The 19,500-nt window shown below is 41.7% G+C and carries 13 protein-coding genes; 2 read left to right on the top strand and 11 right to left on the bottom strand.

What is annotated here, in order from left to right; translation table 11 throughout:
- Nucleotides 1-83 precede the first annotated feature (83 nt).
- The 3 genes from HXT30_RS03150 to lepA are packed head-to-tail and all read right to left on the bottom strand — an operon-like array spanning nt 84 to nt 3,784.
- Nucleotides 84-539: a tripartite tricarboxylate transporter TctB family protein gene (locus HXT30_RS03150; protein ID WP_422111810.1), complete on the bottom strand. Its 456-nt coding sequence runs from the start codon at nt 537-539 to the stop codon at nt 84-86.
- Nucleotides 540-584: 45 nt separating this feature from the next.
- The gene (hemW, locus tag HXT30_RS03155; RefSeq protein ID WP_422111830.1) at nt 585-1,850 is read right to left on the bottom strand and encodes a radical SAM family heme chaperone HemW; all 1,266 of its coding nucleotides are present in this window, start codon (nt 1,848-1,850) and stop codon (nt 585-587) included.
- Nucleotides 1,851-1,903: 53 nt separating this feature from the next.
- Nucleotides 1,904-3,784 (bottom strand): translation elongation factor 4, encoded by a 1,881-nt coding sequence (gene lepA, locus HXT30_RS03160; RefSeq protein ID WP_422111811.1) that lies wholly within the window; start codon nt 3,782-3,784, stop codon nt 1,904-1,906.
- Nucleotides 3,785-3,966: 182 nt separating this feature from the next.
- Between lepA and rpsT the strand changes: the two genes are divergently transcribed.
- A complete protein-coding gene (gene rpsT / locus HXT30_RS03165; RefSeq protein ID WP_004130697.1) occupies nt 3,967-4,227 on the top strand; it encodes a 30S ribosomal protein S20 in 261 nt (86 codons plus the stop codon).
- 122 nt (nt 4,228-4,349) lie between these two features.
- Here the strand turns inward: rpsT and HXT30_RS03170 are convergent, their stop codons facing one another.
- The 3 genes from HXT30_RS03170 to HXT30_RS03180 form a co-directional block, all read right to left on the bottom strand.
- Nucleotides 4,350-5,078, bottom strand: a complete 729-nt coding sequence (locus HXT30_RS03170) for a GntR family transcriptional regulator (RefSeq protein ID WP_422111812.1) — start codon at nt 5,076-5,078, stop codon at nt 4,350-4,352.
- Nucleotides 5,079-5,217: 139 nt separating this feature from the next.
- Nucleotides 5,218-6,639 (bottom strand): PTS ascorbate transporter subunit IIC, encoded by a 1,422-nt coding sequence (locus HXT30_RS03175; RefSeq protein WP_422111813.1) that lies wholly within the window; start codon nt 6,637-6,639, stop codon nt 5,218-5,220.
- Between the two features lie 356 nt (nt 6,640-6,995).
- Nucleotides 6,996-8,189 (bottom strand): SLC13 family permease, encoded by a 1,194-nt coding sequence (locus HXT30_RS03180; RefSeq protein ID WP_032817949.1) that lies wholly within the window; start codon nt 8,187-8,189, stop codon nt 6,996-6,998.
- 263 nt (nt 8,190-8,452) lie between these two features.
- Here HXT30_RS03180 and HXT30_RS03185 point away from each other — a divergent pair, with 263 nt between their 5' ends.
- On the top strand, nt 8,453-10,168 hold the full coding sequence (locus HXT30_RS03185; RefSeq protein ID WP_422111256.1) for an acetolactate synthase large subunit: 1,716 nt from the start codon (nt 8,453-8,455) through the stop codon (nt 10,166-10,168).
- 147 nt (nt 10,169-10,315) lie between these two features.
- Here HXT30_RS03185 and HXT30_RS03190 read toward each other — a convergent pair whose 3' ends face one another.
- The 5 genes from HXT30_RS03190 to alr all read right to left on the bottom strand — a co-directional run bounded on the left by HXT30_RS03190 (nt 10,316) and on the right by alr (nt 19,443).
- Nucleotides 10,316-11,281: a nucleoside hydrolase gene (locus HXT30_RS03190; protein WP_016796709.1), complete on the bottom strand. Its 966-nt coding sequence runs from the start codon at nt 11,279-11,281 to the stop codon at nt 10,316-10,318.
- Nucleotides 11,282-11,298: 17 nt separating this feature from the next.
- Nucleotides 11,299-14,454, bottom strand: a complete 3,156-nt coding sequence (locus HXT30_RS03195) for an alpha-mannosidase (RefSeq protein WP_422111257.1) — start codon at nt 14,452-14,454, stop codon at nt 11,299-11,301.
- A 90-nt stretch (nt 14,455-14,544) separates the two neighbouring features.
- Entirely contained in the window at nt 14,545-16,647 is a 2,103-nt protein-coding gene (gene dnaG, locus HXT30_RS03200) for a DNA primase (RefSeq protein WP_422111258.1), read from the bottom strand.
- 74 nt (nt 16,648-16,721) lie between these two features.
- Nucleotides 16,722-18,005, bottom strand: coding sequence for a deoxyguanosinetriphosphate triphosphohydrolase (locus HXT30_RS03205; protein WP_422111259.1), 1,284 nt, complete (start codon nt 18,003-18,005; stop codon nt 16,722-16,724).
- Between the two features lie 82 nt (nt 18,006-18,087).
- Complete coding sequence (alr, locus tag HXT30_RS03210) at nt 18,088-19,443, bottom strand: alanine racemase (RefSeq protein WP_422111260.1); 1,356 nt, start codon at nt 19,441-19,443, stop codon at nt 18,088-18,090.
- Between the last annotated feature and the right edge of the window lie 57 nt (nt 19,444-19,500).

The following is a 19,500-nucleotide window of genomic DNA, read 5'->3' on the forward strand; positions in this document are numbered from 1 at the left end:
ATTGCGTTACCAAAGTGCCCGCCTTATTTATTAAAAACAGTTTTATTTATTTAATAAACGCGCCTAAATCGACATAAATACACTTAAAGCGCTGTGCCGTGTTCGTCTAGGCGCGGATTTTGCTTAGAGTTGCTAAAGCTAAAGAACAGACCAAATACGCCCAAAGCAAACAACACTGCAACAGTTATAACAAGCACCATTGGCTGGCTTGGCAGCCACATAAGCACTAAGAAAGCAAACGCAGAAAGCAAAAGAACAGCCCAAGAGCACACACCAATAACCTTGCGAACAGCATTCCACGTATCGTCTCCAGCCTGCGCGCGCTTAATATTGCGTTCCATCTTGTTCTGGCTTTGCGTAACGCTAGAAGATGGCTTCCATCCATCAACTCCATTTTCTTGGAGTCTTCTTGAATGTTCTTGCAGATTGTATTCGTCAATCATTCCGCCACGACCGCGGCCATTTGTTTGATCGTATTGAGACGGGATTCCCCTACGATTCTGCCTGGCTTTTGCTCTACGCTCCTTGCGGTTTGCCATGATTGATTCCTTTCTGCGTTGAATTTTCACACAATACGAATCATTTTAACGCATAACTACGCCATTTTGGCACGCATCAACAATTTTTTCGATTAATAAATCGTTGAGCAGCCTACCTTTGCGAGTTGCAATAATACGATTCTCGTGCAACACTGCCAAATCTTCTTTACACACTTCGATTATCACTTTTTGCAAATACGAATCATCAAATCCGCAATTGGCTTTACGCATCTTTGCGCACAATTCATCAACGCTAAGCCCTTCCCTAATGCGCAATCCAAGCATTACCTCTTCTATTAACGCGTCCTCACTGTTTATACACTCGTAGTTTTGCCAAGGCACGTTTCCTGCATTAATCGCCTGCGCCCAGCGTTTTGGATGCAAAATATCCCAAGATCTAAGATTGTAAAACTTGCTTGAATCCGCCAAAACAGCGCAATCATCCATACTTTGCTTGCTAATGCCGCTAGCAGAATTGTAGTGCGAGTGCGCTCCAGGGCCAATTCCTGCCCAATCAATATTCTTCCAATATCCAAGATTGTGACGAGACTCAAAACCAGTGCGCGCCCAATTAGAAATCTCGTACCACTTTAAGCCAGCAGAACTAAAAAGACTATCTGCCAACTCGTATTTTGCTGCTTCATCATCGTCATCTGGCGCTTGAATTGTGCCAGCAGCAATCTGGCGACCCATTTTTGTGCGCGGCTCTACTGTTAGCGCATACGCGGAAACGTGATTAACGCCCAGGCTCAAAGCCATTTCTACGGACTTTCGCCAATCGTCTATGCTCTCCCCTGGAGCGCCATAAATCAAATCAACACTAGATCGCAATCCGCAAGCATCCGCCGCTTTAACTCCGCGCTCTACGTTTTCTGGAGTATGCGTGCGGTCAAGCGTTTTTAGCACGTGTGGCACAGCAGATTGCATTCCAAAAGATATTCGCGTAAATCCGCCTTTTGCAAGCGTTTCAATATAAGACTCGTCTGCAGTATCTGGGTTTGCTTCCGTTGTGACTTCCGCACCAGGCATAATGCCCCACAATTCGCTGATTTCACGCAAAATTCGCACTAAATCTTGCGCTTTAAGAACAGTCGGAGTGCCGCCACCAAAGAAAACAGATTGCGCTTTAGGCTCGAAAATCCCGTGGAATTCCTGCCACTTTTTTACAAGACGCATCTCGCGAATTGCAACATCCGCGTATCCGCTTCGACTTGCGCCCTCCCCCAAATCGCGAGCTGTATACGTGTTAAAATCGCAGTAACCGCAGCGTCGCAAGCAAAACGGCACATGCACGTACACTTCAAAAGGCATGATTGAACGCGAATCTTCACTAGACTTGTTCGATTCAAAATTCAATATAAGCCTCAGCCTTCGGATTTTTGCGCAGCGCGAATCTTATCTTTAGTGTCTCTATCGTTTGCTCCATCATCCGTAGCCAAAGCCGCAACAAAGGCTTCTTGCGGAACCTCAACGTGTCCAAGCATCTTCATGCGCTTCTTACCAGCCTTCTGCTTTTCAAGAAGCTTGCGCTTACGCGTAATATCGCCGCCGTAGCACTTAGCGAGCACGTCTTTTCTAAGCGCACTAATAGTTTCGCGAGCAATAATACGCGAGCCAATCGCAGCTTGAATTGGAATCTCAAACTGCTGGCGAGGAATAAGTCCGCGAAGCTTCTTCGTCATCATAACGCCGTAAGAATAAGCCTTATCTCGGTGAACAATCGCGCTAAAGGCATCAACCTTATCTCCCTGAATAAGAATATCTACCTTAACAAGATCTGCAGCTTGCTCGCCATCTTCGTGGTAATCTAGCGAAGCGTAGCCCTTTGTGCGGCTTTTAAGCTGATCGAAGAAGTCAAAAACGATTTCCGCAAGAGGAATCCTGTAGTGCATTTCCACGCGGTCGGCACTAATGTATTCCATTGTGCCCATTTCTCCGCGATGATCTTGGCACAAGTCCATAATCGCACCAATAAAATCTTTGGGCGCAATAATATCGGCAGCAACCATTGGCTCAATAATGCGCTTGATTTTGCCTTCTGGGAACTCACTAGGATTAGTCACATGATGCTCTGTGCCGTCTTCGCTAGTAACGTCGTAAGTTACGTTTGGAGCAGTTGAAATAAGATCCAAGCCAAACTCGCGACTTAAGCGCTCGGAAACAATCTCCATGTGCAAAAGACCTAAGAATCCGCACCGGAAACCAAAGCCCAATGCAACCGACGTTTCTGGCTCATAAATAAGAGCAGCATCGTTAAGTTTTAGCTTATCGAGCGCATCTCTTAGCTCTGGGAATTGCGCGTTATCGATTGGGAAAAGACCTGCGTAAACCATAGGCTTAGGGTCTCTATATCCCTCCAACGGCTTAGACGCAGGGTGCGCAGCGCTAGTAATTGTGTCGCCAACTTTAGATTGGCTAACGTCTTTTGCACCCGTAATTACGTAGCCGACTTCTCCCGCTCCAAGCGCCTTTGTTGGAGTCATATCTGGGCTAATAACGCCGATTTCAATAGGATCGTGCGTCATGCCAATGCCCATCATGTGAAGCTTTTCACGCGATTTAAGCTCGCCATCAACCATACGAATATAGGTGACGATTCCGCGATACGAATCGTAGACGGAGTCAAAAATAAGCGCACGAGCAGCACCATTAGGATTTCCACTAGGAGCTGGCACTTCCAGTACGATTTGGTCGAGAAGATCTTTTACACCTTCGCCAGTTTTTCCAGAAACACGCAAAACATCGCTAGGCTTGCATCCAATTAAGCCAGCTATTTCTTCTGCATGCTTGTCTGGCTCCGCACTAGGCAAATCGATTTTGTTTAATACAGGAATAATCGTTAAATCGTGTTCGATTGCCATATAAAGGTTAGAAAGCGTCTGCGCTTCAATACCTTGCGTTGCATCCACAAGCAAAACCGCACCTTCGCATGCTGCAAGTGCACGCGAAACTTCGTAAGTAAAATCAACGTGACCTGGAGTATCAATCATTCCAAGCGAGTACTCTTTGCCGTCAAAAGTCCACGGAACTCGAACAGCTTGCGATTTAATAGTGATTCCGCGCTCTTGCTCAATATCCATGCGGTCCAAAAATCGGTCTCGCATCTCGCGTTCTGGCACAATTCCCGAAAGCTGCAAAATGCGATCTGCTACAGTAGACTTGCCGTGATCTATATGCGCAATAATGCAGAAGTTGCGTATCAGCGATTGATCCGTAAATCCTGGCTGGTTATGCGGTGTAATCAAAGCAAATATCTCCTTTTAAGACTATACGAGCAATCAAATATGCGAAAAGTATTGCAACTAACTAATGTTAGCAACTTGACTACCCTAGAAACACTTGACTGGCCTAGAAACACTTATCCATAAACCATGCTATGCTTGCACACTGTATGTCCTTAGTATAGTAAACGTCGTTTGGAGTAATAGTGGCAAACATTAAGTCGCAGAAAAAGCGCGTGCTCACCAATGAAAAGGCACACAAGCGTAACGTGGCAGTAAAGTCTGCTTTGAAGACTGCTATCCGCGCTACTCGCGAAGCCATTTCCGCTGGTGACAAGGCTGCTGCACAAGCTGCTTTTGCAGTAGCTTCTCAGAAGCTCGATAAGGCTGCAGGCCGTGGCGTGATTCACAAGAATCAGGCTGCAAACCGCAAGTCTGGTCTTGCTGTAGCAATAAACGCTCTTTAATAATCGCATAATTGCGAATTGATTAGAGTTTGAAAAATCCCCGCTACCATTTGATTTCATTTGGCAACGGGGATTTTTGTATTCTAAACAAAGAAAATAGCACACACAAAACAGCGCAAAACTCACGAGCTAACGTGCATCTTAAACTGAATATCTCCATAATTAGGCGTATGTATACCAACGCCAAAGGCGATTATAGAGCCAAAAGAATCTTTAACAATCGACTCAACAGTAAGCGCTGGAGTTTTTGGCTCAACATGTAAGAATTCAGACATATCGTCGCATAACTGTTCAACGCGAATTGATAAATCATTTTCGTAAAGCTTTACAGCATAATCACTTTCCAAGAAATTCACTATTGATTGCTTAGAAAAATCTATACTCAAAACCTTAGGGAATCTAGATGCTGAAAGATAAACAACAACATAACTTGATAAAACGTTATCAACGTATTTTAATTTTTTTATGCAAATCAAATCTTCTGATTCATCTAGCCCAAGCTTATTCGCAGCCGACTCGTCTTTAACAATGCTGTTTTGAATAACCTTGATTCGCACGTTTGTATTGTTTTCGGAATAATTTTGATAGAATCCTTGAATTTTATCTGATATAACTTCTCGATTAGAGCTATGAACAATATTCTTTGCTCTAAAAGTTCCTTTTCCTTGGATTCTAACAAGCAAGCCTTCTAGTATCAAACTATCTACTGCATGCCTAAGTGTTATTCGACTAACGTTGTATTGTTTGCATAATTCTAATTCTGGAGGGAGCTGCTCCTGCGGCTTCATTAAATCAATGCGCTTTCTAAGATTATCGCGCACTGCTACATATTTAGGTACACCTTCAGTCACAATTCACTCTCCAAACAGAATGATTAGAAAAACAATTGTAAGAATTGCCTAAAATCCTACGATTCTTAAACCTTATGATTCTACGACAATTCTTACAAAAACGCTTTTGAATACATATAGGACTAATAGTATCAGTTTATTAGTCCAATATGTAATTCGACGCGCTAGAAGCAGAATTGTTTGTTGCTAGCGATTTAGCTTTTTTGTTTTCTAAACGAGTCAATATTATTGACGACGCATAGAAAAGAACGTATAGAATGGCTATTGCAACAATAAGCAGAATCTTTCCTCCAGCAACGTTTGAGTAGCCAAATATTACTCCTGCTACACCATAGTCAGCGTCGGAATAGGTTGAGTTTGCAGAGCCAAGATTTCCCAAAACAGGCAAAAGAAGCAAAGGCAAGAATGTAATAACAAGGCCATTAACAAAACCGCCTATAACGCATCCTCTTCTACCCGCTTGACCATTGCTAAACACGCCAGTAACGCCACCTGCCATAAAGTGCGCAACAATTCCTGGAATAACAACCGTTGTGCCAGCCAAGGCCATAATAACCATTCCAACAATTCCACCTGCAAAGCTTGCAAGGAATCCAATAAGAACGGCGTTTGGAGCAAAACCGAATGTCATAGGAGCATCCAATGCTGGCTTAGCGTTTTTAACCAATTTTTCGGATATTCCCTTAAATGCTGGAACAATCTCATCTAAAACAACTTGAACGCCTGCAAGAATAACAAATACACCTGCAGAGAACATTGCTGCTTTAAGAATAACGAACACAATAAAGTTCTGGCCGCCAGAAAGCTTAGTCTCAATAAATTCTGGACCTGCAAAAAGAGCAACTACAACGTAAATAATTGCCATTGAAAGCGCAATCAAAACAGTTGTATCTTTTAAGAATCCAAGAGCAGATGGGAACTTAATATCTTCAGTAGACTTAGACGGATGCTTTTTAGAGCGCGTAAGCTTTGCAACTAAAGTTCCAATAAGAACACCACTGCTAGCAGGGTGACCAAGAGCTACGTCATCTTTGGCGGAAGCTTTACGCATAAACGATTGCACCAACGCTGGAGAAATCGTAATCAATAAGCCTTGTGCAAGAGAACCAATAACAATAAGAGTTAAAGTATTAAAACCTGCAACATTGAAGATTACTGCAATCATACTAGCCATGTAGAAAGCAACATGACCAGTTAGATAAATGAATTTGAAACGAGATGTTAGAGAAAGAATAATGTTTACAATCATTCCAAAGAAGAAGATGAGAGCAGATTCTGAGCCGTACTTTAAAAGAACGGTTCCAATAATTGCCTCATTGTTTGGAACTACACCTTGAACGTGGAAAGCATATTGGAACATGCTTCCAAATGGATCAAGCGCTTGAGTTACAACGCCAGAGCCTGCAGCCAAAACCAAAAATCCAACCATTGTACGAATTGAACCTTGTACAATGTTGGAAATACTTTTGCCTTGAACTGCAAGTCCAATCAAAGAAATCATTGCAACTATTACAGCTGGTTGCCGGAAAACATCGAGCAGTATAGAAAGAATACCGTTCACAGTTCTCTCCTTATTTTGTATGTTAATATTTTTAGACGCATTTTGGCATGAAAACGCAAATTACAAGAGAGATAGTGTAATTAACTAAGTCAAACCGGAATGCACGAATTTATTTAATTCAAAAGTCATATTAATGGATAAGCCAAGACATAAATTTGTTATAACGTTATATCCAATTTATGGTGATTTTTAGGCATATCTTGAATAAAATGAAAATTATTATGCATAATCGTGATTTAACAGAAAATAATATAACAAAATCGTATATAATCTAAAAATTAATAGTCTTTAATTCGTCAATAACTTAAAAATATGTGAAAATAATCACAATAATTCTTAAAAAGACACGCCAGAAACTATTCAATAATCCAAGCTAAGCCAATCAAAACAGCCAAGAAAAGAAGATTCACAATTGTGTACATAAGCAAATAGCGACCCTTATTATGAGGGTACTTATGCGTAATGCTCTTGTACGAAATCAAAGACGCCATAGACGCAATAAGCGTTCCCATGCCGCCAAGATTAGTGCCAATAATAAGCATCTTCCATTGGTCGCAGAATCCAGAAAGCAAAATAGTTGTTGGAACGTTACTAATCATTTGACTAGAAACAACCGAAACTTCCATAGGGTGAGAGCCAACCCACATTTGCGCAATCTCGGTAAATCCAGGAACTCTGCGCATGTTTCCAATAAAAATGAAGAACATTATAAACGTAAGAGGCAAAGCCCAATCCAAAGCGCGGAACACATGCGAATCGCAAATAATAAAGGCAATAACAACTGCCAAAACCATAATCCAGTCTGGAATCCAGCCAGCTACTCCACACAAGCACAAAATAAATAAAAGACTGTAAACAACAACTCGCCATTGAGTAAAGCCAACACCGTAGCCCATAACGCGAATCTCGTCTGGCTTAGGCGATTTAGAATGCGGAGCCAAAACGCCTTGCTCAATATCGTCTCCGTGCAATCCTTCAAACTGATCGACTTTTCTAGAACTAAAGAACACAAACGCAAACGCAATCATAAGAATCGCAGCAGTAAGCGTGTACGGAGCCATAATGGAAAGAAAGTCGCCAGTAGACATTCCAGTAAGCGCTTTAAGATACAAATTATGCGCGTTGCCAATAGGAGTTAGCATGCTTCCAACGTTTGCACCAATCGTCATTAAAGTCACAATAAGAATTGCGTGCTTTTCGGCATTCGCCATCATCAAAACAGAAATCGCAAAAGGAACAAAAGTCACAAGAGCAACATCGTTAGTAATAAGCATTGCCGAGAAAAACGTTAGAGACATAAGAACAAGAACTAATCCGCGCTCAGTCCTAACTCTTCTAAGAAGATTCGCGCCAATGCTTCTAAAAACGCCTATTCGTTGGAATCCGCAAACAACCATCATTAAGCAAACAAGTTGAGAAATAGTGTTTACGTGAATATAACTAAAATATTGCGCATCAGGCGGAACGAAAAAACAAGAAATAACAGCTAAAACGGCGGCCACAATAAGGATGGTCTCACATTTGACCAGATTCAGAAGCCAACGCCTCATCGTTCCTCCGTAACAAAAATACACAACTTATAAAATTGTATAAGAAACCCAATCCAAAGAGGAAAAAATTCCCGACAAAATCGTTGAAATAGCAAGGCATAGGGTGCTAAAAGCGCTTTAGTTTTGCCACAAAGCAAATATGTAAAAATCCGCCCATTTTTGTGACACGCGCAAGATGCACATGTCTTAGAGTCTTATAGTATAAATGGAAAAGAAGTCGTAAGGCTAACAAGCATATTAAGCACAAAGCGAGAAACGCAATTATGACAAATCAAGAATCGCAAGCTCAAAAAACAGCAAGCCATAAAAGAAACACAGCAGACTTAATCGTAGAATGCCTTGTAAACGAAGGCGTTGAGGTTGTTTTTGGAATCCCGGGCGAAGAAAATATTCCGCTTTTAGAGGCAATTGAGCGAAATGGAAACATACGCTTTGTGCTTACTCGCCACGAGCAAGGCGCAGGCTTTATGGCCGCAACTTATGCGCATATTACTGGAAAGCCAGGCGTATGCTTGGCAACGCTAGGGCCTGGAGCACTAAATCTTACGCTTCCTGTAGCTCAAGCGAATGCAAGCACAACTCCGCTTGTTGCAATATGCGCTCAAGGAAACGTATCTAGACTTTACAAGGAATCTCACCAAATCATTGATTTAGTAGCACTATTCCAACCAATCACTCAATGGTCTTCTATGATGCTTGCTCCAAGCACAGCTCCAGAAATGGTTCGCAAAGCTTTCTCAATCGCTCAAAGAAAGCGACCTGGAGCAACATGCCTTGTTATTCCAGAAGATATTAGCGAAATGAGCGTGCCAGAAGATGCTAAGCCACTTCCGCTTCCAAAGCCGTTACATATTCTTCCAGCTCCAGACACAATTTACGAAGCTGCTAAAATAATTAGCCAAGCAAAAAGGCCGATTATTCTTGCAGGAAACGGCGTTGCAAGAAGCCACGCTCAAGAACAGCTTCTAGATTTTGCAGAACAGCTTAATGTTCCAGTTGCAACAACGTTTGAAGGCAAAGGCGTGTTCCCAGATAATCATCCGAACGCTCTTGGCGTAGTTGGATTTATGCATAGAGATTATGAGAATTTTGCTTTCGACACAGCAGATTTGATTATTGCTGTAGGATTCTCAATTCAGCAATTTGACCCTAAGAAGATTAATCCAAATATTGACAAGACGATTATTCACATAAACACATTTGTTGAAGACACAGACGCTCACTACCCTACTGCACTAAACATTATGGCAGATATTGCTCAAACGCTTAAAGCGCTTACAAGTGTGCTTAAAGATAGAAACGTTACTTTTGACGTAACTCACCCAAAGATTCGTCAAATGATTACAGACGAGTTGCGTTCGTTTGAAAACGATAACAGCATTCCTATGAAGCCTCAGCGCGTTGTTTACGATACTCGTCGTGCTGTTGCAGAAGGAACTAAGGTTCTTGTAGATACTGGCGCACTAAAAATGTGGATGGCAAGACTTTACCCAACAATGTATCCAAACACTTGCATTATAGACAACAGCCTTTCTACAATGGCTTGGACTTTGCCTGGAGCTGTTGGAGCATCGTTCATTAAAGATAATAGTGGAAAAATCAACACAAAGCCTGTTCTTGCTGTTATGGGCGACGGCAGCTTTATGATGAACGTTCAAGAGATTGAAACCGCTGTTCGCGTTGGCTCTAGAATGGTGGTTTTGGTTTGGGAAGATAACGCGTACGGTTTAATTAAGTGGAAGATGGACTTGCACGCTGGAGAACACGAATACGTTGATTTTACTAATCCAAATGTTCCAAAATTGGCGGAAAGCTTTGGCGCAAGAGGCCACGTTGTACAAAAGCCAGAAGACTTATACAACATGCTTAAAGAGGCTTTGGCTCAAGAAAGCGGTGTTGACGTTATAGCTTGCCCAGTGGATTATAGCGAAAACATGAAGCTTATTGAAAAGCTTGGAGACATTGACTTCGGCAACTAAAGTATATTTATACTGAAAATATACGCATTAATTTATACGCATTAAATATAAATACGACCGAGAAAGTTTGTGAATAGCCATAAACAAACTCGGTCGTATTTAAATATTATTTCAATATAGAAAGCATGTTAGTAAAAACAAATTTTGCTAATCTACAACATGCAAAGTACGATAAATGTAATTTTTATATTTTTCGGGATTAAGCCTACTACATATTTCAACATTCGGAGTTTTACCAGAGAAGAAATTAGCATCAACAAGAACTGAGCCATAACTTGGTCCAGGAGTTGCATCAACTTGGCAATAATATTTTGTGCACTCGCTTATACATTCAGGATATAACGCAGCGGCAACGGCAGATGGATCAGCCATATCTAGATAAGCATCCCCAAAACGGCTAATATTCATTTCCATTAATTCCCTATTACAATCAATGACAAACTTACCAAGTTCTCCACTTTTGCGAATATTAGCAATTTCTTGTGGATTCAGCATACATTCTCCCAAGCATGCGTCCCATCCAACAAACATAATATTTTTAAGACCAGAATCAACTAATATCTTTGCAGCTTCTGCATCTTGCCAAATATTGAATTCTGCTACAGGAGAAACATTTCCACGGCCTAAACCAGCAGATCCCATAACGACTATGCGACCAACTTTTTTCATCGCTTCATAATCAACCTTAATAGCTAGAGCAATGTTAGTTAATGGCCCTAATGCAATAATGTCTATTTCACCATCTTCACTGTTTCTTAAAGTTTCAATCATTTTCAAAACAGCATTACCATTACTTTCTTTCAAACGATGAGGCACTAGACCAATATCACCCATTCCATCTCTACCATGAGTTTCATGAGCATAAGCCAAATCGCGTAAGAGCATGCTTCTGCTTCCTTTATATACAGGTGGCTCATACGAACCAGCATGCTCGATAGTAGTAAGCGTATTAATAGTCGCTTGTTCCATGCACACGTTTCCTGATACAGTGCAAAACATTAATATCTCATATCTAGGATCATTTAAAGCCATGGCAATTGCCATAGCATCATCCGAACCACAATCTGTATCTATTATTATTTTCTTTTTAGAATCAATTTCTTTATTTTTCATAAACTCTCAACATCCTATCAATTAATAGAAACTGTAGTTTCAGATGCAATGTGAATACGCAATGAGCATAGCTGAAAAGGACGTAATTCTATATTTAACTCATCATTATTCTTGTGCAAAGCTATAGGCATACCGTGCAACAATGGCATTTCCATAAGATCTACTTCTTCGATTGAGGCCGCACGCAAGATTTTGTTGAGTTTTATTTGCCCACTTGCGCAGCCACCACATGGCTCGTAAATACGCAAGATTATGTCTCCAGAACAATCGTCAGCTAGCTTAACCCAATCTAATGCAATTAGACCTGAGTTTCTATGAATCGTAAACAGCGGATCTACATCTGGAAGCTTATCAATGATTGGCGAATTCAAAAGATTAGCCGCACTTAAAACTGAGTCCATATTTGCATCAGCAATAAATGACCAAGTAAACTCGTGCTTACCTTGATCCGTATTTGGATCTGGGTAAAGAGGCGCAGAAAGCAAAGATAATCTGAGCATAGTTCCATAAGATGAAGAATAATCGCCAATAGGAGAAGCATCAGCGCCATAAGTAGACGAATTCGCAACAGCAACAGCATAAGAGGAATCTTCTATGCGAACAAACCTATGCGTGCATGACTCGAATTTTGCATCGTCACTACGAGTATTTTTTACTATTGGACGTTCAACTAAACCATATTGACACTCATATTGCGCATTATTTGAACATATAGATGTTGGCATATCTACTTTCAAAAATTGCTCTTTAGCTTTCCAATCAACTTGCGCATGGAAATCAAGTCGTTTAACACACGGCTCTAAAACTATATTTGTTTTAATCTTTATATCTTTTTTACATGCCAAGATTTCAACAGACACACCGCCCGATAAAAGTTCTTTAACACAAACAATTGAAGAATCATCAATCTTACGATTCCTCATAAACGCATCTCGATCAACATCCCACGCATCCCATTGATACGGCTCATCTTTTAGTATCTCGTATTGCGCCATGCGATAACCAGATGGAATTAGCTCGCGATTAAATTTAATATCTTTAACAGAAGACACTGTGCCATCGCGTTCAATAGTCACACTTAAAACACTATTATCAAGAATTATTCCACCATCATTTTTGTGTTTTACAGTTGTTTTATTATTTTTACTGCTTTCATTGCATTGATATAAATTCCAAGCAACATCATTTTTACCCGTATAAGTCAATAACTTTACATTTTTACGCATATTAATCGCGCTGTTAGTGCTAGCTGTACTGCTAGCTTTTACAATCGCATTGGCAATATTTGAAATGATTTTACGCAAACAAGAAATATCTCTAGCATATTCTTCTCTAGCTTGTCTATGAACCCATGCAATAGCAGAGCCTGGAAGAATATCGTGGAACTGGTTCAATAATAATGTCTTCCAAATTCTAGTAAGCTCATCATTATTAAAACGGTATTCTGGCGCATAAACTCTTGCTAAAACAACAAGATATTCAGCAACGCGCAACAATGATTCCTCTATTCGGCAATAGCGCTTCATATCTTGCTGAGAAGTAAGAGTTTTTCTATGCAACTCTAAATAAAGCTCACCCTTAAACACTGGCATATTGCCATTTGAATCGTCAACAATATCTTTTCGTATTTTTTCAAACAACTCATCAGGAGTGCCGAAATCAACTCTAGGAGCACCCTCCAAATTACGATCGCGCCTAATACGAGCAGTCATTTCGCGAGTAGGCCCGCCACCTCCGTCGCCAAAACCGTATAGCAATATTGCATGATCAGATAAATCTTTATCCAAAAAATTGCGTTGAGAATAAACTAGCTCATGCATGCTCACAGATGAAGCATAAGTATTAGATGGAGGGAAATGAGCCAAAATCCTAGAACCGTCTATTCCCTCCCAAAGGAAAGAATGATGCGGGAATTTAGTGGTATCATTCCAAGAAAGCTTTTGAGTTAAAAACCAATCAAATCCAGCGCGGCGAGCGATTTGAGGCAATGCTCCAGTATAGCCAAAACTGTCTGGAAGCCAAATGCCATGCGGATCCACACCAAGATGCTCCTTAAAATAGCGCTTACCAAAAGTCATTTGGCGAATTAAAGATTCACCACATGGCATCATTACATCAGACTCAACCCACATACCTCCAACGGGTATAAAACGTCCTTCCTTAATCCTATTTTTCATACGCTCAAACAAATCAGGATGCTCATTTTCTAGCCACTCGTATTGTTGAGCAGAACTCATAGCATAAGTGAAATCAGGGTCCTCATCCATAAGAGCTAAAACATTAGATACAGTTCGCGCAACCTTTCTATGCGTCTCGCGCACAGGCCATTGCCAAGCAGAATCAATATGAGCATGACCAACAGCCGTATGCTTTATAGAGCTTGATGCAGCAGGTTGACTTAATACATCATGCAACTCTTTACGAGCATTTTGAACAGTAGAAAAATCATGCTCATCATACGCGTTTAAGGAGTTCTGTAAAGCTTTAGCTAGTTTCCAATAACGCGGATTATCATCATTTAACTCGCGCATCAAAGAACTTACAGTCTCAAGATCCATGTAATAATCAAAAATATTGCGATTAAAAACAGTAACGTCAATATACTTCAACATATATTGACATTCGGTTTTTCCAGTAGCACGCTCTCCTAAATCAGTAGGAGAAAATGGAGTATGTCCTTCAACAAATGGATTGTCTGCAGCTTCCAAATATAAAGTAAAATTACCATTTTCATCAATACTAATAGAACGATTATTATGCTCATCAATCAACGGAACCCAATGATTACAAGGGTTTACAGCTTTTATAACTCTTCCGTCAACGTTATACACTAATCCTTCTGCCTGAAAACCAGGAAAAAGATTGCTAATCCAACCTAAATCAACATTTAGCTCAACTTTGCGCCCTTTTACCTTTGAAAAATCAATCGCCCCTGTAACTTCAAACCACGTTGTACCCCAAGTTGTTCCCCAAACGCCTGGAGCATTAAATGAGCGAAACGCAATATCGTTTCTTTTTAGCTTAGAAAAGAATTCGCCAGAAGAAATAGGTTCTCCAGCAATCTTATATGCTCGAATTTTACAATGCGATAAAACAGTATTTATATACGGATATAAGCGTTGTTGCATAACTCTTGTACAGCGATTCAACTGCTGTTCAGGTAATAAAAACATTGTTTCTACACTTCTTTCTTACACAACTACACATTTATACATAAATCACGTATCTCGGTATATAAAGACAAAACAAGTAATTGATAAATCTTATAAAATTTGCGATTGAAGATCTTTTCGAGCAGATTCTAATCTAGTAATCTGACCTAAAAGATTAAGCTTTTCACTCCCATCTTCTAACTTACTCATTCTAAGCTTAATAGCTCCGATTTTTCGCATAAAGCCAACGTCTAAAAGCTTAATAAGCAGCTCGTTTGCATACTTTTGTTCTTCTTCGCTAGGAACACGCAAAAGACTGGATGGCCCGCCTTTAGTGCCTTCGCCACTATAATCGTAAGCAGCTAGCGAGTTAATAGAAGAAGCCCCACTCAAGCCTTTATTAGAAGACAATGGAAGAGGCATTACGGAAAGCTCGTTAATAACGCCTTCTAACATAGGGCCTGCAGCCTTAGTAATAGTGTGCAACCAAAGACCTTTACTAACGCTTGTATTAGGCAATCCACCAGAAGCCACAAAAGCCTGGAAAAGAGTTCTAAAAACTGGCGTAATAAAATTATTCAAAGTAAGATGCGCAAAAAGTTGGCCGCTAAATGCTAGAGGAGATTGCATAAGAACAGCCATAAACTGCTGCTCGCACATAAACACAGAATCATCAACCTTGTAATAGCTTTGATTCTTGTACGCACTTCTAAGCATGGCTGTTTTTACAGCAGCCTCATTCATGCTTTGAGAACGCTGATCAAATGCGCGAGAATCCGCATAAACGCTAGAAGAATAGCCTTTAGAATAAGCGTCATCGTCTACAACGTGCAATCGCCTTCTAGCGGACTCCACTTCCCTACGCATAACGTCTAAATCAACACCAATATTTCTAACAGCTTTTCTAGTGTACAAGTCCAGCAAAGACCTGTCTCGAATTTGCGCAACAAGAGGAGCAACCGCCTTAACAGCACCCATCTGCCCTGTAGTAAAAGACGTGTCAAACTTACGAATAACAGTGTCGATTACAAAATCGTAAAGAGGATTAGCGCGCGCAATCAAAGAACGAACAGCATCGTCGCCGCGCTGAATACGCAAATCGCAAGGGTCTAAGTTATTATCTGCAACAGCAACAAAAGTCTGTGTTAAAAACGCTGAATCTAAGCCAAAAGCATGCAGAGCAGCTTTTTGACCAGCTGCATCTCCATCAAAAGTAAAAACAATACGCGAACTAACTTTTTGACCTTCTACTTTTACAGGGCCAACAAGCTGAATCGCTCCCAAAGAATCGTCTGCAATAAGACGGCGAATAATCTTCGCGTGCTCCGCGCCAAAAGCCGTTCCGCAAGTTGCAACAGCAGTATCTACACCAGCTAAATGGCAAGCCATAACATCCGTATAGCCTTCCACAATCACAACTTGGCGCTTTTTAACAATATTCGACTTAGCAATGTCAATTCCGTAAAGAACTTGCGTTTTTCGATACAACACAGTGTCTGGAGTGTTAATGTACTTTGCGCTAATAGAATCGTCGTCGTAAAGCTTTCTAGCGCCAAAACCCAAGGTACGGCCAGTAGAATCTCGAATAGGCCACGTTAATCGGCCGCGGAAGTAATCGTAAATTCCGCGCTGACCTTGGCGCGCCAATCCTGCATCCAATAATTCTTGACGAGTAAAACCCTTATTAGACAAATAGCGAACAAGATTATCCCATCCGTTAGGCGCGTATCCGCAACCAAAACGCTCGCATTGCGCTTGAGTAAAATTGCGCCCTGCAAGCAAGCTACGCGCTGGAGCCGCTTCTTTAGAGTTGATTTGAGACGCAAAGAAACGTTGAGCTTCCTCGTTTGCTTCTATAAGACGAGCGCGCTTGGAGCCAGCATGCGAATTATCTTTAGCATCTTGCGATTTATCATAATGAACTTCAATGTGGTAGCGGTCTGCTAGCAGCTCTACTGCCTCACGAAAATCAATGTTTTCTTTTTGCTCAATATACTTAAAAACATCTCCGCCAGCGCCGCAACCAAAGCAATGCCAGACGCCTAAGCTTGGACGAACGCTAAAACTAGGCGTTTTTTCATCGTGAAACGGGCAAAGCCCCACAAAAGTACCCGTTCCAGAAGGCTTAAGCGTAACAGTTGCAGACACAATATCGTACAAATCTGCAGCAGCGCGCACACGCTCAACGTCTTCTTTTACAATCATTCCAGCCATAGTCTCTAGCTTATCGCAAGCCGAAGGCTACAGACACTCTATTCATAAAAGCGTAAAAGCGTAAAAGCGTTGATTTAGCACAAAGCGGCATGAAGAGCTGTAGCCGATCCATCTGTAAGACTTGCAACTTGATCAATCGCAACTCTTAAACGTTCGTCTTCGCTAGAGCAAGCATTCCAATCGCTTATAAACACAGATTCCATAGCATCGTGCGCTCGCGGAGACTTGCTCATAAAAACTTCAACCAAATCAGTTAGAATCTTTTGCTCGCGCTTATAAAACTCGCGCTCTCTAGGTTGGATTATAAAATGCACAGCCAAGCTTTTAAGAACGATTATCTCGTAAGATGTTTCTGGCGGAATCACAACGTTTGCGCGGTAGCGAATTAAAGCGCCGTTGCCGTATTTTTCTCGAGTTGCTTTCTCAACAGAGCTTGCAAACCTGCCGATTAAAGCACTAGTAATATTCTTTAAGTGAGCGAGAGACCTTCTAGAGCCGTCAAAAGAATTAGGGAACATGTTAAGAGCGCGCAAACGCTTAAAAGCTGCCAAAAGACTATCTGCATCCCACTGGCTGCCGTACCAATTATGAGCTTCTTGAACAACTTGATCTGCAACGCTTGAATCCCAAACAAGCTCCGTGTTAAAAGCTCCAGTCACAATCGCGTCTTCAATATCGTGAACACTGTACGCAATATCGTCGGAAAGATCCATAATTTGGCATTCTATAGGCTTCGATTCGCGCGGAGAGCCACTTTTTAGCCAATCAAAAACTTCCCTATCGTCTGGGTAAACGCAGAATTTTAAGTCGCGCTCGCCTTTATCGTGCGCTTTTGCTTCATCAAAACCCCAAGGATATTTAACAGCAGCATCCAAGCTTGCGCGCGTAAGATTTACGCCTGCACTAGCGCCATTTTCTCTAAAAACTTTAGGCTCTAAACGCGTTAAAAGTCTAAGAGTTTGAGCATTTCCTTCAAAGCCACCAATATTGCTTGCGATTTGAGCAAGCGCGCGCTCGCCATTGTGACCAAAAGGCGGATGACCTAAGTCATGAGCTAAGCAAGCGCAATCTACAACATCTGGATCCGCGCCAAGCATCGCAGCAATCTGGCGACCAATTTGCGCAACTTCCAACGTGTGCGTTAAACGCGTGCGAGCGAAATCGTCGGAGCCAGCTACAAGCACTTGACTTTTAGCGCCGAGTCTTCTAAGCGCTGAAGAGTGGATTATTCTAGCTCTGTCTCGTTCAAACGGAGTGCGAGCGCGCGTGTGGTGAGGCTCGCTAGCCCAGCGCTCAGTATCGTGCAAGCTGTATTCGCCAACAACTTCGTTATCGGAAGCAATCACATCGTTACACATTAAAAACCTCCTCCACTAATCGCAAGTAGCAAATCGCAAATTAGCCAATAGAAAATCAGCTAATCGCAAAATCGCAAGATTGCTAAATCAAGCTTTTTTCATCCAACATTTTTATGTCTTTTTCAGGCAAAACTTCGTAAGCATTCTTATACAATCTAGGAACTCTAGGGCCAATACCCGTCATAATCTCGTAGCTTATTGTTCCTGCAGCCGCCGCCCAATCGTCTGCCGTTGGCTCCGCATATTCAAGACCTCTTCCTGGCCCAAAAAGCCTGACCGTATCTCCTTCTTTAACTCCAAGATCTTTAGCACTGCCTTTTAAGTCAACAATAAACTGATCCATGCAAACTCGCCCCGAAACATGCAAAATCCTAGCGCCGCTCTTGGTTTCCACGCGCACAGGGCCTCCAGGCTTATTAACATGACGAGAGCCTTGCATATCGAATCCGCTAGACGCGCGCAAAATGCCATCCGCATAGCCGAGTGGAACGATTGCTGTGCTTGTATTGTCTGGCGTTAAATACGTGCGCCCGTACGAAATTCCATGCCCTGCTTCTACAGATTTAACTGTTCCCAGTTGCGCTTGTAAAGTCATAGCTGGATGCAAGTCGTAAGCTTGAGGCGCTCCCATAACAGGATCTGGCTCGTATCCATACAATCCAATTCCTGGGCGAACAAGCTCAAATCGTATCTCTGGCCTGTTAAGAGTTGCAGCCGTATTAGCCAAATGTCGGATTTTAGGCTCCAACCCAGCTTCGCGCATTCTTCGAGTAAAATCGTGGAATTGCTCAATTTGCCTATCTGTAGATGCAACAAACTCTGGAACGTCTGGGCAATCAGCAACAGCCAAGTGACTCCATTGCCCAATAACTTCGATTATTCCCTGGCTAGAATATTCACTAAGCTTTTCTAAAGCATCACTAAAGCCAGCAGGCGTAAAACCGTTTCTACCAAATCCTGTATCTACCTTAACGTGTACGCGAGCGGTAGCTCCAACCGATTTAGCAGCGAGCGCAACAGCGTCAATTGAATCCAGCGAGCCAACAGAAATATCAATATCTGCGTTTATTAAATCAGCAAAAAGAGACGTTGGAGCGCTAGTAAGCCACGTAAGAATACGGCATCTGCTTGAGTCAATTCCACATTTACGAAGCCGTAAAGCCTCGTAAGGTTGAGCTGTGCCAAGCCAAGTTGCTCCTCCAGCAAGAGCTGCGAGCGCACTAGGAATAAGCCCGTGACCATAAGCGTCTGCTTTAACAACTCCCATAACTGCTGGCGACTTTTGCCCAGGCTTCAAATCTTTAGAAACGCGCTCAACAAGAGTTCGCATATTATCTCTTAGCGCTTTTAAATCAACGATTACCTGCCCCGGGTATGTGCTTAAGGCGCGAGCATAGTTTTCTTGCAAAATCGCTTGTATACTCGAATTTTTACACATATCTTGCGCCTTTACTTTTAGTTTTACTTTTACGTTTACTTTTATATCTACTATATA

The organism is Gardnerella sp. DNF00571G, assembly GCF_049262695.1.
GTDB classification, from domain to species: domain Bacteria; phylum Actinomycetota; class Actinomycetes; order Actinomycetales; family Bifidobacteriaceae; genus Bifidobacterium; species Bifidobacterium piotii.